Origin of the sequence: Neiella marina, from assembly GCF_002165625.1 — a bacterium.
GTDB classification, from domain to species: Bacteria; Pseudomonadota; Gammaproteobacteria; order Enterobacterales; family Neiellaceae; genus Neiella; species Neiella marina.
On record NZ_NGNS01000018.1, the window covers coordinates 30,467 to 47,203 of the forward strand.

Annotated in this window: 13 protein-coding genes; all 13 read left to right on the forward strand. The window is 50.5% G+C overall.

Going from position 1 to position 16,737, the window contains the following annotated elements:
- The first annotated feature begins 7 nt into the window (after window positions 1–7).
- The 13 genes from CBE68_RS13390 (at window position 8) to CBE68_RS13450 (ending at window position 16,659) form a co-directional block, all read left to right on the forward strand.
- The gene (locus tag CBE68_RS13390; RefSeq protein ID WP_158100602.1) at window positions 8–1,000 is read left to right on the forward strand and encodes a glycosyltransferase family 2 protein; all 993 of its coding nucleotides are present in this window, start codon (window positions 8–10) and stop codon (window positions 998–1,000) included.
- An 11-nt stretch (window positions 1,001–1,011) separates the two neighbouring features.
- Window positions 1,012–2,409, forward strand: coding sequence for a lipopolysaccharide biosynthesis protein (locus CBE68_RS13395; protein WP_087506608.1), 1,398 nt, complete (start codon window positions 1,012–1,014; stop codon window positions 2,407–2,409).
- Between the two features lie 197 nt (window positions 2,410–2,606).
- A complete protein-coding gene (locus CBE68_RS13400; protein ID WP_087506662.1) occupies window positions 2,607–3,329 on the forward strand; it encodes an acyltransferase in 723 nt (240 codons plus the stop codon).
- The gene (locus tag CBE68_RS13405) at window positions 3,326–4,501 is read left to right on the forward strand and encodes a glycosyltransferase (RefSeq protein WP_087506609.1); all 1,176 of its coding nucleotides are present in this window, start codon (window positions 3,326–3,328) and stop codon (window positions 4,499–4,501) included. Before CBE68_RS13400 ends, CBE68_RS13405 begins: the two co-directional genes overlap by 4 nt.
- 16 nt (window positions 4,502–4,517) lie before the next feature.
- A complete protein-coding gene (locus tag CBE68_RS13410) occupies window positions 4,518–5,948 on the forward strand; it encodes a GNVR domain-containing protein (protein WP_087506610.1) in 1,431 nt (476 codons plus the stop codon).
- 1 nt (window position 5,949) lies between these two features.
- Entirely contained in the window at window positions 5,950–7,041 is a 1,092-nt protein-coding gene (locus CBE68_RS13415; RefSeq protein ID WP_087506611.1) for a glycosyltransferase, read from the forward strand.
- 24 nt (window positions 7,042–7,065) lie between these two features.
- Window positions 7,066–8,232, forward strand: coding sequence for a glycosyltransferase family 2 protein (locus CBE68_RS13420; RefSeq protein WP_087506612.1), 1,167 nt, complete (start codon window positions 7,066–7,068; stop codon window positions 8,230–8,232).
- A gap of 189 nt (window positions 8,233–8,421) precedes the next feature.
- Window positions 8,422–8,781, forward strand: coding sequence for an STAS domain-containing protein (locus CBE68_RS13425; protein ID WP_087506613.1), 360 nt, complete (start codon window positions 8,422–8,424; stop codon window positions 8,779–8,781).
- A 25-nt stretch (window positions 8,782–8,806) separates the two neighbouring features.
- Complete coding sequence (locus CBE68_RS13430) at window positions 8,807–9,610, forward strand: OmpA family protein (protein WP_087506614.1); 804 nt, start codon at window positions 8,807–8,809, stop codon at window positions 9,608–9,610.
- Complete coding sequence (locus CBE68_RS13435; RefSeq protein ID WP_087506615.1) at window positions 9,594–11,723, forward strand: SLBB domain-containing protein; 2,130 nt, start codon at window positions 9,594–9,596, stop codon at window positions 11,721–11,723. The genes CBE68_RS13430 and CBE68_RS13435 overlap by 17 nt, the downstream gene beginning before the upstream one ends.
- On the forward strand, window positions 11,723–12,409 hold the full coding sequence (locus CBE68_RS13440; RefSeq protein WP_087506616.1) for a P-loop NTPase family protein: 687 nt from the start codon (window positions 11,723–11,725) through the stop codon (window positions 12,407–12,409). Before CBE68_RS13435 ends, CBE68_RS13440 begins: the two co-directional genes overlap by 1 nt.
- 24 nt (window positions 12,410–12,433) lie before the next feature.
- On the forward strand, window positions 12,434–15,223 hold the full coding sequence (locus CBE68_RS13445) for a PAS domain S-box protein (protein ID WP_087506617.1): 2,790 nt from the start codon (window positions 12,434–12,436) through the stop codon (window positions 15,221–15,223).
- A 5-nt stretch (window positions 15,224–15,228) separates the two neighbouring features.
- The gene (locus tag CBE68_RS13450; protein WP_087506663.1) at window positions 15,229–16,659 is read left to right on the forward strand and encodes a sigma-54-dependent transcriptional regulator; all 1,431 of its coding nucleotides are present in this window, start codon (window positions 15,229–15,231) and stop codon (window positions 16,657–16,659) included.
- Window positions 16,660–16,737 lie beyond the last annotated feature (78 nt).

Genomic DNA, 16,737 nt, shown 5'->3' on the forward strand with positions numbered 1-16,737 from the left:
GTGGGAGATGAATCAGATAACTAACCGAGTATTCAACCGCGCCAGCAACCAGCCGCTGATCAGCGTCATTGTGCCGGTGTACAACACTGTTCAATACCTTGGTCAGTGCCTAGATAGTATTCTCGAACAAACGCTAACGGATATTGAGATTATCGTCGTTAACGACGCCAGCCCTGATCAATCGTCTATGCTGTTAAAGCGCTATCAGCAACAGTATGGCAACCGAATTAAGGTAGTGACTCATGCGACCAATCGGGGGCTGGCAGCAGCTAGAAACACAGGCTTAGACCATGCCAAAGGCCAGTTCATTGGCTTTGTCGATAGTGATGATTTTATTGTCGCTGATATGTATGAGCAGTTGCTCAGTGCAAGCCTTCAACAAGGTGCAGAGCTGGCTGTTGCCGGCATGACGCTGCAATCAACTGAGCACAGCCAAGTACTGGCCTTTAAAAGTAAAGTTGAGAACACCTCCGCGTGCAATAAGCTGTTTGCTCGGCAATTGATTAAACGCGCGCAATTGCGATTTGCCCACGGCCAGTTGTTCGAAGATGAAGTATTTGTTCTGCAAGCCTTTATGCACGCCAAGCGGATTGCTTATGTTGATCATGCTGGCTACATCTACCGTGCCAATGAGCAAGGCATTTGCCGCCGCAAGGGCCAGGATCAACATCGCTTGCACGCCCGCATGGCCACCATCACCGATTTACTGGCAACCACCAAACCGCAATACCTTGCTGTAGCGCATCAACAAATGCTGCTGTTAGCGCTATGCCGCCATGCCATGCTGCAACTGCAAAGTAGCGTCGATTGGTACGACTTACGAAACTACTGGTTGTTTAGCCGTCATTTGATTGAGCGCTACCAACTGAACCGCCAATTTGACGCGATGGCAGATGACTATTTTGTCCGCCACTTTAAATCCGGTAGTGATCAGCTCGGACGCTTATGGCTGTGGTTCCATAGTCAACAGCTACGCCGCTGGTTGCAAGCAGCAGCATAAATGGCGGGCTGATGATGAAACACTCGGTATTCTGGCAGCTTGCTTTGTATGGTGGTTTAACACTGCTGCAAAAGGGCATGGGTTTTATTCTGCTGCCCATTACGACCCGCTATTTATCGCTCGCAGAGTACGGCACCTTAGAGCTGTTGGTGTTGACGCTCACCTTAGCGTCGCTATTTGAGATCAGTAGTGGCGCCTTGCCGAAAATGGCAGCCGAGCAGCAATCCAATGGTCATAAGCTACTGTCATCAGCGGTCAAGCTCAGTGCCAGCTATGGCGTATTGGTGGCTGCTGTTTGCTGGCTGCTCGTAATCAGCAACCCATTTGATCTTTACCGGTTGATCAGTTGGCAGCAAGCCGCTTTGTTGGCTCTGAGCGTGTGGTTGATGATGGTGCTCTATCCGCTGCAAGTTTGGCTACGAATCAAAAACAAGCCAGAGCATTATTGCCTCCTTGTTGGCAGCCAAACGCTGGTGCAATCCAGCGTCACGCTCTATGGCTTGTCAGCGGGGTGGGGGATCAATGCGATTCTGATTGCTGGTGTCGTAGCTAATTTGGCCGCGGCGTGTTTGGCGTTGGCACTGCTTCATCGCGACTGGCAAGTCGCAGTTGATAGCAAGTTAGTGAAAGACATCGTTAGTTACCAATCGCGCTTAATTGGCGCATCGCTGGCGTTATTTGTGCTCTATGGCCTCGATCGCATGATGATCAGTCATTGGCTTGGGCCGCAAGTGTTGGCGCAGTACGGAATCATGCTGAAGCTAACTGAAGTCATCGCGGTGTGTTTTGCCGTGTTTGAAATGTGGTGGGGGCCAAAGCGTTTTCAACTGGCTGGCACCACCGCCGGACGCGACTCGCTAGTGGCGGTGCATCAGCTGGTGCTGGTATTGCTAATGGCCGGTTTGTTGTTGGTCAGTGCCATTGCTGCGCCGGTATTGCGTTGGTTACTGCCACCAGACTACCTTGGCGGCATGACTTGGTTACCGGCAATGTTGGTCGTGCTGGGCAGCCGTTTAAGTACCTCAATTTTAGATTTTGGTTGTTATACCCAAGCCAAGCCGGTTTGGTTAACCCGGATTAATGGCGGCTATGCCATCGTCGCCATACCCGCTTTGTTATGGGCTATTCCACAGTGGGGCGTGCCAGGATTGTTGGTGGTTAGCGCAATTTTGTATGGCTCTCGGCTCGTCGTTTTTGGCTACTTGAGCCAACGTCTATTGCCGTTGGATTACCAGTTCAACCGATTAATTGCGCTGGCAGTGACCAGTGCCGCGATTCTGTTATTGCAGCCGCTCATTTTCCCTTTGTTCACTGGGCTACTCGTCATCACTTGGTTGTTAACAGCAGCCGCTGTGTTGCTGCGCCACCGTGCAGCCTTGTCATTCGATACCCTGACCAACCTTCGCTAGCGCCGAGCGAGTCTCCCAACATTTTTCTGCTATCCCAATCGCTGTTTTTGCATATTGCAAAGCAGCGATTGGAGATTGTCTAAATTAGCCAATGGAATAGTGTAACTGACTGAACAATAAATAATAAAAATTTTGGCAAGGTTTCTGCTGTAGCAATACCTATGAGCACGGTTGTCGTGTTAATTGAGGAAAACAGCATGATCCTATGGTTAGAAAAAACACGTTGCTGGTTAAAGCATTCTGATTCTTCATCAGTGCAATCATTGGTCGCTGCGCTAAAAAGCCTGCGGTTGATCAGCTTGCCTCGATGCGACTGGTTGTTTGGTAGTTGCTATGCCGTGCGCAATTTGTGTTTGTCGAGCGCAGGAACACTTGCTCGGGTGTTGTGGTCTACGCCGCTATTTCGCTCTCAGGTGATTGGCAGTTGCAATCGGCTATACCTCTACTGCGGCATTCCATTTGTCGCCGGCAAGCTGCAAATTCATGTCGGTGATGATTGCCGAATCTCCGGTCAAACCACCTTCTCTGGTCGCGCTGACCCAGCCATTGAACCAATTCTCTATGTTGGCAACAACGTTGATATTGGCTGGCAAACCACCGTTGCTGTCGGGCGTCGAGTGGTATTGCAAGACAATGTTCGCATTGCCGGCCAGTGCTTTCTCGCAGGTTACCCAGGACATCCACTCGATGCCAAACAACGAGCCGCGGGGTTGCCATGTCAGCAATCGCAAGTGGGCGACATCGTGTTACAACGCGATGTTTGGTTGGCAACCGGCGTCAAGGTCATGGCTGGTGTCACCATAGGGGCAGGAACAGTGGTGGCGGCGGGCAGTGTTGTTTGTAGTGACTTGCCTGCTGGTGTTCTGGCCGCTGGCGTGCCAGCCCAAGTGATCCGTCAGTTAGCGGAGGCAACGTCATGAAAAACTGCAAACAAGTAAGCCCGCGCGCCTTACTCGTCTTTGGCGAAGATTGGGGCCGTCACCCAAGTAGCACTCAGCACATCGTTCGCTCGTTGGCTGCTGAGCGTCGAGTGATCTGGGTAAACTCCATTTGCTTGCGTCGGCCAAAGCTTAGTTGGCGCGATTTGCTAAGAGTCACCGATAAGCTAAAACAATGGTGGCGGGGTGGCAGTGAAAGTAGTCAGTCAACAGCAATTGCAACGCCAAAACAGCTAACCGTTATCGCGCCTTTGGTGTTTCCCGCTGCGCGCTCCAGCTTAATTAGAAAGCTCAATGTTTGGTTGGTTAATCGCCAAATCAATAAGGTTCGCCAGCGTTATGCCATCGGCTCATTGGATTTGTGGATCTCGCTGCCAACCGCAGTGGACTGGCTCGGACACCACAATGAAAGCCATAGCTTGTATTACTGTGGTGACGATTTTGCCGCGTTGGCTGGTGTTGATCATCAACACGTTAGCGAATGTGAAGCTCAGTTAGTCCAGCGGGTCGATAGCGTTTGCGCTGCCAGTAAAACCATACAGGCCAAATTGCAACGCTTGGTCGGCGCTCGTAAGCGTGTTGAGTTACTGCCCCACGGTGTCGATATTCGTTTGTTTTCGGCCCCGACTGAACGGCCAACGGCACTCTCAACGAATAAACCGGTGGCCGGTTTTTACGGCAGCATTGCCAGTTGGCTAGATATTGATTTGCTGGCTAATTTAGCGCAAGCCATGCCGCACTGGCATTTTGTCTTAATTGGCGCCATCGAAACTGATGTCTCTGCGCTAACAGCCATCGACAATATTGAGCTGATTGGCGCGGTGCCACATCAGCAACTGCCATCCTACGTTCAGCACTGGCAAGCGGCGATTCTGCCATTTCGCGATTGCGCTCAGATCAAAGCATGTAATCCGCTCAAGCTGCGCGAATATTTGGCCTCTGGCACGCCTGTGATTAGTGCGCCATTTCCGGCGTTGCAACCCTACCGTGACTATGTCCAACAGGTGACGTCGTTGGTGCAGTGGCAAGCTGCCTTGAGCAGTTGCCAGCGCCCAGTGACCGCTAGCTGGCGTCGTCATCAGCAATTGGCTGTCGCCGCTGAAAGTTGGGATATCCGCGCCCGTCAGGTGAATCGCCTGCTGCAGTCGTGGTGAGTCGGAGTAACTAGTTATGAACGAATTACTACCTCGTTTTCACCTCTGGCTTCATGCCATCTGGCGACGCCGCTATTTGCTGGTGATGCCAGTGTTGGTACTCCCCGTGGTTGGTTTAGTCATCGGCTTAACTGCAGCCAAAAAATACAGTGCTCACACCACCTTGCTGATTCAAGAAACAGCCAAGTTGAACCCATTCTTGGAGGACTTAGCTGTGTCGGCCAATCTCGATATGCGGATGAATGCGCTGACGACCTTATTGCACAGTCGTCACATGTTGACGCAAGTGGCAGAGCAGCTTGATTTAATCACATCCCAGAGCGAACCATACCGCCGAGAGCAGGTCATTCAGCAACTGTCAGCAGCGTTATCGGTTAGTCAGATTGGCCCCGATGTGATCCGCATTGATTATCAGTCCGCCAATCCTGCTGATATAGAGCAGGTGTTGCAGTTGGTTACCAACCGCTTTGTTGATAATTTGCTGGCGCCAGAGCGTTCTTCTATTCGTGAATCAGAGCGTTTTTTAGCGACCCACTTGCAATCAAGCAGAGAGCAATTGGAGTTTGCAGAAATGGCGTTGGCCGATTTTCGTTCCGATAACGCCGATGGATTACCGGAGTTGCATTCTGCAAATACTGAGCGGCTGGCCCGCATTCGGCAAAAACTGCTAGAACGCAAGGCTGAGTTGTCTGGCGCTGAGCAAAGCTTGGGTAGCCTCGATCAACAGCTATCGCGCACCGACCCTGTATTGGCGCGGTTGGAAGAGCAAATCATTAGTCGCAAGGCGGAATTGGTTTCCCTAAGGGCTCGTTACACCGATGGTCATTCACAAATACAAGCGTTGCAACGGACCATTCGGCAGCTCGAATCTGAGCGTGCCAGTGCACTGGCAAACCCTGTGGCGCAGCACAGCGCGGGACACCAACAAACAGGCGGCTTCCAATTAGCGTTGGCGTTAGAAGAAAGCCAAGACGGTTTGATGATGGTGCAGCTCGAAGCGTTGCAAAATGCTCAACAGCGAGTCAACGCTCTGCGCGAAGAAGTGAAGCAACTGCAAAGCCTAGCTGATTCGCTCAACCAACAGGTGAACTCGGTTGGCGATCAAGAACGTCAATTGTTGGCGTTGCAGCGCGATTTAAGAGTCAAACGCGGCCTCTATGAGGACTTATTACAGCGCTATGAAATGGCCAAGGTGACAGGCGCGCTGGGTAAGTTCGAGCAATCTGAGCGGATCAAAATTATTGACCGCCCCTTTACCCCAACGCAGCCCAGCAACTTACCAGCATTGCTGTTTGTCATTGCTGGGTTGATCGGTGGCTTTGGTGTTGGCGCTGGCCTAGTCGTGCTGAGTGAATTGGCAGATCCCAGTTTGCGCACCATTGCCGATGTTGAAGCGATTACTGGTGTTGCAGTGATCACCCGAATTCCACCTCTGAAGGAGCATTAATATGAGCACCTATATTCAGGTAGTCCAACACTTAAAGCCCGGTGGTATCGAGACCATGGCGCTGGATCTGTGTCGCATGCACAAGCAGGGCGAAACGGGCTATGTGGTGTCGCTGGAGGGGCGCCGAGATGAAGCATTGGTCAATTGGCCGAAGCTCCAGCCCTATGCCGAACGAATCATCTTTCTCGATAAAAAGCCAGGCTGGCAACCGTCGATTATCAAACGCTTGGTCGACCTAATGAATTTTTTCGCCATTAGTAGCGTCCATACCCACCATATCGGCCCGTTACTATATGCCGGTATCGCCGCTCGTCTCGCAGGGATCCGCAATGTCATTCATACCGAACACGATGCTTGGCATTTACAGGATGATAAACGCTGCCGCTTGCAGCGTTGGGTGCTGCGTCTAGTCAAACCGGCTTTAGTTGCCGATGCCAAGCTTGTTGCCCGGGACATGAGCGCACGATTAGGGTTGGCCGATGGCCGCGTCCACGTCATTCAAAATGGCATTAATACTGACCGTTTTCGCCCAGGCTCAAAATCGCAAGCCAGAGCGCAATTGCAGCTACCAGCCAACACCTTATTGGTCGGTTCAGCAGGGCGTTTAGAACTGGAGAAAGGTCACGCAGTGTTGATTGAGGCGTTGGCGTCAATGAACCCAGCGGTGCACCTAGCAATTGCTGGCGACGGTTCACAAGCAAAAGCGTTAAAGGCGCAGTGCCGAGCGCTCGGCGTTGAGAAACGTGTGCACTTTCTTGGCAGTATCGATCAGATGCCAGCCTTTTATCAGGCTTTAGATGTGTTTTGCTTGCCATCGTTTAATGAGGGCTTGTCATTGGTGCTGCTTGAAGCTCAGGCTTGTGGTGTGCCTGCTGTGGTCACTGACGTTGGCGCTAGCCATGAAGCCCTGTGTCCGGCAACAGGACGTTTGGTCGCTGCCGGTGCCCCCAAGCAATTGGCTGACAGTCTGACAGCCACGTTGGCCAGCACTGAGCAATCGTGTCCGCGCCAGTTTGTTCGAGTTGCCGGTGACGGCAAGGTAATGGCAACGCGCTACGCGACCCTGCGTAATTCTTACGCTGCAGTTGCTTAAAACGCTGGAGTAGGAGGCATCGTCATGATTGAGTGCATCACTTTATTATCATTCGCTTTGGTGGCCTATCACCATGTGTTTTATCCGCTGTTGTTGAAATGGTTGTCGCACTGGCGAGCGCCGAAGAATGGCGAGCACTGGCAACAGCGAATTCCAGCCGAGCCGTCAGAGTGGCCAACCATTGAATTGCTGATCCCAGCCTATAATGAGCAAGACTTTGTCGCAGACAAGTTGAGCATGTTGGCGTTTCTTGATTATCCCGCCGAGCGCCTAACGGTGCGTTTATTGTGCGATGGTTGTAGTGACAACACCGCTAATGTGGCTCGGACCCAGCTGGCAGCAATGCCATTTTGCGAATTCAATATCGAGGTCGTTGAATATCAGCAAAATCGCGGCAAGGTCGCGGTGATCAATCAGGCCATTACTGAATCTCAAGCAACCATCGTGGCCTTATCTGATGTGTCGGCAATCATATCTGTCGATGCCATGAAGCTGGCTGCTCGCTATTTTCAATTTAACCATGTTGGAGTGGTGTGTGGCTGCTACCAAATCCTCAATCCAGGTTCATCAGGCGAAGATAAGTACTGGCAGTATCAACGTATGGTGCGTGAGAGTGAAGCTAACTTGGGTGCGCTGCAAGGCGCTCACGGCGCCTTCTATCTGATTCGTCGTGAGGCGTTTCGCAAACTGCACAGTGACACCATTAACGATGATTTCATATTGCCAATGCAGATATTAGCGCGAGGCTATCGCGGTATTTATGAACCACGCATTTGTGCTTTGGAATTGGAGCATGCTAGCGATCAATTAGACCGATCTCGTCGTCGCCGTATTGGTGCTGGCAACTTGCAGCAACTCATCCGTTTACGTGAGTTGCTGCTGCCAAAATTCAAAGGTGTGGCATTCACTTTCATTAGCGGCAAAGCGCTGCGGGTGCTGTGTCCGTTCTTGATGCTAGTAGGCTTTGTTGGCTCGGTGGTACTAGCGAGTGGCTCGGCTGCATTTGCTATGTTGTTGGTGCTGCAACTGCTCGGTGGATTATTAGCTTTATTGCCTCGTTTGGCACCTCAAGTTGACTGGCCGCGCGCACTTAATGCCTTGAACTACTTATTGGAAGGCCATTGGAACTGCCTGCTAGGTTGTTTGAGCTACATCCAACGAGCCTTGCAACGCCACCTTTCCCGCGCATAGCCAAATAGCCCCCAGCGATCGATCAAACGACTCGTTTTGCAATTTGCAAACGGGTCGTTTTTGTTTTGTGTGTGATGCTCTTGTTGTGGATTAACTGACTGATTAAATGCGTTTTTTAAGGGTTGGCATGAGCTTCGCTATTGTCATTGTGAAAAGCAACTTAGCAATCGTTAGTGGGAGCAGAGAATCATGCAAACAATCGAACTTCACAATCAAATGAACCATGAAATTCATATCGCATTGGTTTCTTCTAACAATGGAATTGAGGCGCAAGTTGAGCGTTTGTTGACCCAGCTTGATTTGGCCCGAGTTAGCAAACAAGTCGTTCTTCATATGGCTGACGTTGATGAGCTATCAGTGTCTGTACTAGCGAAGATGTTGCAACTTGCCAAGTACTTGAGCACAAACGGCGGTCAGTTGTTTGTTGCCGACGTGCAGAGCAAATGCCAGCGAATGATGACATTGCTGAGGATTGATTTGCTGATCCCAGTAATTGCTGACCAGCAACAATCGACAAGTATGCCGCAGCCGTTGCCGGTTGCCGCTTAATCCAAGTTGTTAAGGAGTGGCTGTTATGCGCATCATCTTGGTTTTAATGGCACTGTTAGCGCAAGGGTGTGCTTCTTGGCCCCAACAAGGCACCGGCGGCTTTGCCGAGCACAATAGTTTGTTATTGAGCCTGTTGGATTTAGCCAATGAAGAGGCCATGGGCCCAGAGCACGGCCTGCGCTTTGAACTCATCATCAGTAAACATCAATTGGATCTGTTGGTTCTCGAAGGTGCTGAGCTGTGCTTTCCTGCCTCGGTTGCACAAGCCAAAACAAGGCAACAGCGGATCATGCGAGAACTCAAAGGTGGTCTGGAGCAAGATGCGGCTAATAGCCTAGAGGTGCAGCAGTACTTTCTTGCTGAATTGGAGAATCGTCTTGATGCGGTCAATGCTGGCGGCCAATGCCAACGAACTATTGCCAATCCACTCAAGCTCACTGATTTACAACAAAACTTGTTACCGCTGTTGAACCGCAATAATCAATTCGAAAGCGATTCGGCGCGGTTAACTCCGGCTTATCAAGACCAATTACAACGGGCCGTACCTATGGTGTCTGCCTTGCCATTGGATTTACTGATCACCGGCCATACCGACGCTGCTGGCGGCGCTGAGCATAATCTCAAACTGTCGATGCTCAGAGCTCAAGCGGTGGCTGATTTCCTGCAACAGCAAGGTGTCGCAGCGCTGCGAATTAGAGTGCAGGGCGCCGCGTCGAGTCGGCCGTATCGGGCAGGTGATTCAATCGAGCATTTTCATTCCAATCGCCGGGTTACCATTGATCTGATCGAACAACACACCAACGGAGCGCCTCATGAACAGCTTCATTAAACAATTAGCCATCACGCTGTTAGCTGTGTTTGCCAATATGACTGCGGTGCTAGCTGACGAACAAGCCAAGGCCAATGTAGAGTCTATTCAAAGCGGTTACCAAATTAAAATCGTGATGCCGGGTGAGGAAAGCTTTGAGCAACCGTTTGAAGTCGACCGTTCTGGGCGCTTGCAACTGCCCGAGGTCGGTGCTGTGCCGGTTGCGGGCATGGCTGAACCGGAAATGGCGCAAGCGGTGACGCAAGCGTTGAGCCTCGCTTACCGAGATTTGTCTGGTTTGAAGGTTTATGTCGCAGACAAGCGTATCCGCATTCAAGTCATGGGCTATGTTGAGAACCCAGGCGAAATCACTATGTCTGCCGATGCTGGGGTACAAATCGCTTTAAAGTTGGCCGGTGGCATGCGCGCAGGAGCCCAGCTCGATCGGATGCAATTACGCCGTCCTGGTGAGCAGTATGTGTTCGATTATAAGCGCTATCTAGATAGTGGCGATTTAACCGCATTGCCTAAGCTGCAGTCGTTAGACACTATTTTCGTCCCAGCATCGAAGAACATTGGCAATATCGCAACGATATTTGATCCGACAGCGCTGAATGATAAAGGTGATGCAGCAGAGACTCGCACCGCCATCAAAGTGTTTGGCGAGGTGTTTAAACCGGGCAGTTTTTCTTATCGTCCAACCGCCTCATTGGTTGATATGTTGATGCGAGCCGGTGGGGTGACTCGATACGCCGGTGTAGAGCAAATCAGGGTGATTATTTCAGGCCAACCAATGCTGTTTAACCTCACTCAGTATCTCGACAGTGGCGATGTCAATCTAATGCCAACGTTGGAGCCGGGTACCACTATCTTCGTGCCCAAGCAGCAAGAAGAAATCAAAGCAGGAGCTAACACTGTTTATGTCATGGGTGAGGTATTTAAACCTGGCGCCTATGAAGGCAATGCCGATGCTGGATTCTTGGATGTGCTGGCCAATGCTGGTGGCCCAACTCGGTTCGCTGAGACTCGCCAGATCCGGGTGATCCGTCCACATGGCCAAATCGAAGCGTTTGATCTGCTTGCTTACACCGAAGGTATGACATCATCCTTGCCGTCGCTCTCTCCAGGTGACGCTATTTTCGTCCCAGAAAAAACCGATTTGAATGAGAAATCGTGGACTAAAGTGGCGCCTAGTCGTGCCGTGCAGGTGATGGGGGAAGTCAATCGACCAGGGCGGTTTGAATGGTCTGATGAAATGTCGTTGATGGATTTATTGGCTCACGCTGGCGGCCCTAAGCGCAATGCCGATACGGCCAAAATCCAAATTGTTGTGCCCCAAGGACAAGGCCGGACTAGAACTGAGGAATTTAACCTCAATGACTTTTTAGCAGGTGATTTAACCAAACAACAATTGCCGCAGATCTCCGCAGGTACTTTGGTGATGGTGCCAGAGCTACCGGATGATCCCAGTGACAACAAATCACAATGGGTCCGCCAGGCCTCAGATGATTCTATTTATGTGTTTGGCCAAGTCGGTGCTCCGGGGCGTTATCGCTTTGATCCGGCGATGCACTTTCTCGATATTCTGGCCGCTGCCGATGGCCCAACGGGCAATGCCGATATTAGCAATGTCCGCATTAGTCACCGCAATGGCAATACCGCCAAAATCAGCAAACTGGACTTATCACTGTACTTTGAAACCGGCGATGAACACTTATTGCCTAAGGTGGTTCCGGGCGATTCGATTTACATTCCTGAGAAAGATCGTTTGTGGCTAGCTGAGTCGAAAGAATCGACCGTTCGAGTGCTGGGCGCAGTGGGTAAACCGGGGCGCTATCGTTTCAATGATGACATGACATTACTTGATTTGTTAGCCGAGGCCGGTGGCGTCAATGACAACAGCTATCCAGAAAAAATTACTGTGGTGAACTTGTCGTGCTGTCGAGACCAAGCTCGGTCTTTTGATCTGTTGGCCTTCAGCCAAAGTGGTGATTTCTCAATGCTACCGGTGCTGCGTGCTGGGGACACCGTTTATGTACCGTCAGAGAAGGACAGCGATTGGTTTAAAGCCAGACAAGGCCTCGAAGACATCTTCCGAGTGGTGAGTATCAGTGCTTTGTTGGGGTTCATCTAATGGCATTACCAGTGAACTACCAAGAATTAGAGTGTGTCTACCAACGACTATTAATCACTAGTGTTCGATGCTTAGCAGTGTCGGCAGCGAAATCTGGCGAAGGGGTTAGCTTAATGGTAGATGCTCTTGCCAAGCGCTCCGCCAGTGTCGGCAAAAAAGTGTTGGTGGTGGACTTCAACTTGTTTCACCCACGCATAGGGGCTGATGACTGGCATTGGAATGACGGTCAAGCGCCGCAACCGCGCACCATGGATGATGATTCAATATGGTACTTGCCAGCACCGTTGGATGCTGCCAGTCGACTGCGGTTAAAAGAGCCCGGCCAGCTCGAAGCGCTGGTTGCGCAATGGACAAACGAATTCGACTTGGTGCTGTTTGATTGTGCCGCGCAACAACTGAATAACCAATCGAACTTGCCTCCATCGCGGGTAATGGCGGCTGCTGATGGTGTGGTGATTTGCTATTTGGCGGGGGTGACGGCGAGTTGCCAACTGCAAAGCTGTTGTCAGCAATTGACTCAGGATGGCGTCAACATCGTTGGCGTGGTGATGAACGATCGCTTTAATCCGTCGCTAAAGCTTGAATTAATTCGCAATTTGCAAAAGTTTTCTCATCGCTGGCCTAAACTAACCGCATGGTTCACTAAAAAAGTTTACGATTCTCAACTACTTTCATTGCGTTACTAACGCTAAAGCGGCTGGAACCTTAAGATGAAGTTAGGTATACGTTGGAAGATTATTGGCGCTATTGCTGCAGTCGAAGCCTTATTGTTTGCAGCGATTATTGGTTTTGCATTTCACTGGCTAACCCAAAGTACCCAGCAAACTGTGAGTGCCGAGCAGACTTGGCAACTCATCGGTGTACTTACCGTACTGGTGTTGCTCGCTATTGGTTCTACCGCATTTGTGGTGTACACCTTGAGCACTCGCTTTGCCAGACAGTTGATACGCTTGACGGATACCGCCCGTGAGATTCGCCACAAAGGGCCCGGTGCTCAGGTTGAAATCGCCGAAGATGACGAATTGGGGCGTTTAGCTAATGCCTTTAATAAGATGTCGTTATCGCTGCAGGCGACACAAAAGGAGTTGCATGACTCCATTGAAGAACAGCAAAAATTATCAGAGCTACTTGATACCCATCGCAGCATTCTCACTGCCACTATTTCTTCTGCTAATGATGCGGTGATCGTTATCGATCACAACGGTGACGTGGTCGAGTACAACAAATCTGCCGAGCGAATCTTTGGCTTTAGCCGCTATGAAATGATCGGCAATGAGCTCGCTAACATGATTATCCCAGAGAAATTTCGCAATGCTCACCGCGCAGGGATGAAACGTTTTCGCCAATCAGGCGAAGCCAAGGTGCTTGGTCAACGGTTGGAACTGGTGGCACTGCATAAAGATGGTCATGAGTTCCCATGTGAATTGGCGATTCACGGCGTCAAGGTAGGAAAAGAAACTCATTTTACCGCCTTTATGCGCGACATCAGTGACCGCATTAACTTAGAGCAGGAATTGCGCTTAGCTGGCCATGCATTTGACGCCAACGAAGCCATCTTTATTACCGATGCTGACGCAAACATCGTTCGGGTTAACCAGGCCTTTACTCGTATTACTGGCTATCAAGAAGATGAGGTTATTGGCCAAAATCCAAGGATCTTATCGTCGCATCAGCACACCGACGAGTTTTATCAGGATATGTGGCAAACCCTGACAACCACAGGTAAGTGGTCTGGTGAAATTATGAATCGCCACAAGAATGGTGATTTGCTGCCAGAGCTGTTGAGTATTTCTTCGGTCACGCAGGAAGACGGTAGCATCAGCAATTTCGTGGCTCACTTTGCCGATTTACGCGAGCAAAAAGCGGTTGAACAGTCATTGCGCCAAGCGCGCACCGAAGCTGAACTGGCCAGTCAGGCAAAGAGCCGGTTCTTAGCGACCATGAGCCATGAGATTCGTACGCCGTTAAATGCCATTATCAACATGAATCGGTTGTTGTTAGAAACTGCACTAACCGAGCAACAACGCCATTTGGTTACTTCCGCCGATGATGCTGGCAATGTGTTGCTGGCCATCGTCAACAATGTGTTGGATTTTTCTCGAATTGAAGCGGGTCAGTTTGCTCTTAATCCTGACTGGTTTAACCCGCTACATGTGACCCAGTCACTGGTCGAGCTGTTTCAGGCTAGTGCCGGGCAAAAGTGTATTGGTTTAAGCATGAAGCATCAGCTTGACCAACCTATTGAGGTTTACGGTGATGCCCTACGTTATCGCCAAATTTTGCTCAATTTGATTGGTAATGCGGTTAAGTTTACCCAGAAAGGTGATGTCCAAGTGACGCTGGTTATTGATTCCACGGGACTCAAAGTGAGTGTTGCCGATACTGGCCCAGGCATTGAGTCTGCTAAACAGCCTTATTTGTTTGATGAGTTTTATCAGCTAAAAGACATCAACAGCATGGAGCGTTCCGGCACCGGCCTTGGTTTAGCGATCACCAAACAATTGATCGACATGATGCAAGGTAAGATCGACCTCACTAGTGCACTCGGTGAAGGCAGTACATTTACTATTTGGTTGCCCTTAGAAAGTCGTGCCGCAGAAGCCGAGCCGAAAGACAATCGTTTGCCAGCTGGCAATAAAACAACCACTCGTAACATCAGCATTTTGTTAGTTGAAGATAGTGCCTCAAATCGAGCGGTAGCACATCAAGTGCTGGCTAATCTGGCTAACGACGTGGTGGAGGCAGAAAACGGCAAAATCGCCATCGAACTAGCCGCGAAGCAACGCTTTGACTTAATTTTGATGGATGTTGCAATGCCGGTGCTTAACGGCTTACGAGCGACTGAAATGTTGCGCAAGTCGGATGGACCGAACCGCAATACGCCGATTGTGGCGATGACTGCCAATGCCTTTAAAGAGGACAAACAAGCCTGTTTGGATGCCGGCATGGACGACTTTCTCAGCAAGCCAGTTGATATCACAGCGATGCGCGCGAAAGTTGCATTATGGTCGGCACAACGCTCTGAGCGTTGGCTAGAAGAGTCAACTCCGCAACAAGATAGCCAGCAAACATCTACCACCTCAGATATTGTCGATGAACCAAATCCAACTGAGCAGGAACAATCAAAGTATGAGGCCATAGCGCTGCTTGATGAAGATGTTCTCAATACTTTGATCAGAGAAACGAGTTGCGCCACGGTGAAGAATATTCTCGCCACCTTAAAAGAAGAAGCTCAGGCCCGTGTATTTGCCGTTAAGGTGCTGGCAGGCAGTGGCAACTGGCAACAGGTAGAGATCGAAGCACACACCCTGAAAAGCAGCATGGGCACATTTGGCGCCAGCCGTTTTCAACAACTAGCGAAAGACATTGAGCATGCGGCTAAGGCACAACATCAGCAGCGCGTGAACAATTTGGAACATCGCCTACAGTTGATGTTAGACAATACCATGGCGGCACTGGATAGCTTTTTGGCCGAGGATGCAGCGGACCAACAGGAGTAGTGGATATGGGCAGGAATGATTCGATATTGCTGGTTGAGGATAGTGATTCACTCGCAGCGGTGTATCAAGCATATTTGGCTGATGAACCAGCGCAGCTGACCCGTGTGGCAAGTGGCGAAGCCGCTATTCGGGCGATGACCGACAACCCGCCAAGCGTGCTGTTACTCGATTTGAAGCTGCCCGATATGAGTGGCTTGGATGTCCTGCAGTGGCTCAACGGTCAGCGCTTTGAACCTGTGGTGATCATGATTACTGCGCATGGCTCCATTGATGTTGCGGTGGATGCCATGCGCTTAGGCGCCATCGACTTCCTTGAAAAGCCATTTGACGGCGCCCGCTTGCATGTCACTGTTCGTAATGCCATGAAACTCAGCCGCTTGCAAAATTTGGTTGAGGGCTATGAGGCCGATAGTGCCCGATCGAGCTTTCAGGGCTTTATTGGCGGTAGCTTGGTCATGCAGCAGGTGTACAAGATGATTGAAGCGGTGGCACCAAGTAAAGCCACTGTATTCATCACCGGCGAGAGTGGCACCGGTAAAGAGGTATGTGCAGAGGCGATTCATAAGCAGGGGCCAAGAGCGAACAAACCCTTTATTGCATTGAACTGTGGCGCAATTCCCAAAGAGTTGATGGAAAGTGAAATCTTCGGCCATGTCAAAGGTGCGTTTACTGGCGCCCAAAGAGAGCGCAAAGGCGCAGCTTCGCTGGCTGATGGCGGTACCTTGTTTTTAGACGAAATTGGCGAGATGGATATGGACTTGCAGACTAAGTTGCTGCGATTTGTTCAAACTGGCCGCTTCCAACGCGTCGGCGGAAGTGCCGAAGAAACCGTCGATGTGCGCTTTCTTTGCGCCACTAACCGCGATCCATGGCAAGAAGTGCAAGCAGGCCGGTTCCGTGAAGATCTTTACTACCGCCTGTATGTGGTACCAATTCATCTGCCGCCGTTGCGCGACAGAGGACAGGACGTATTGGCCGTTGGCCAGATGCTATTGAACCAATATGCCAAAGACGAAGGGAAAAAATTCCGCCGCTTCGGTCATGATGTGAAATTGGTGCTAAGTCGGTACCAATGGCCTGGCAACGTTAGGGAACTGCAAAATGTGGTGCGCAATATTTGTGTGCTCAACGATGGCGAACAAGTGACCGTGGAGCACCTACCGCAAAATCTTTGCGCTCAGCTTGACGAGCTATTACCCGAGCGTGAGCTAAGTGGCGAGCTTGAATTTGAAATCGAACAAACACCAGAATTTGTTATCGAAGAACAGCCGCAAGGTTTCGTCAGACCAATACAAGCACTGTGGTTGACTGAAAGACAGGCTATTGAACAAGCCATTGATCATTGCGATGGCAATATTCCCAAAGCTGCCGAATTGCTGGAAGTGAGTCCATCAACGATTTATCGTAAAAAGCAAAGCTGGGAACAGATGGAGTGATAAGTTGCCAAGCTATTAAGCACCTATTTGGCAATCAACGCGGTGTGTTAAGCAATGCAAATGAACGGCTTGTTTGGG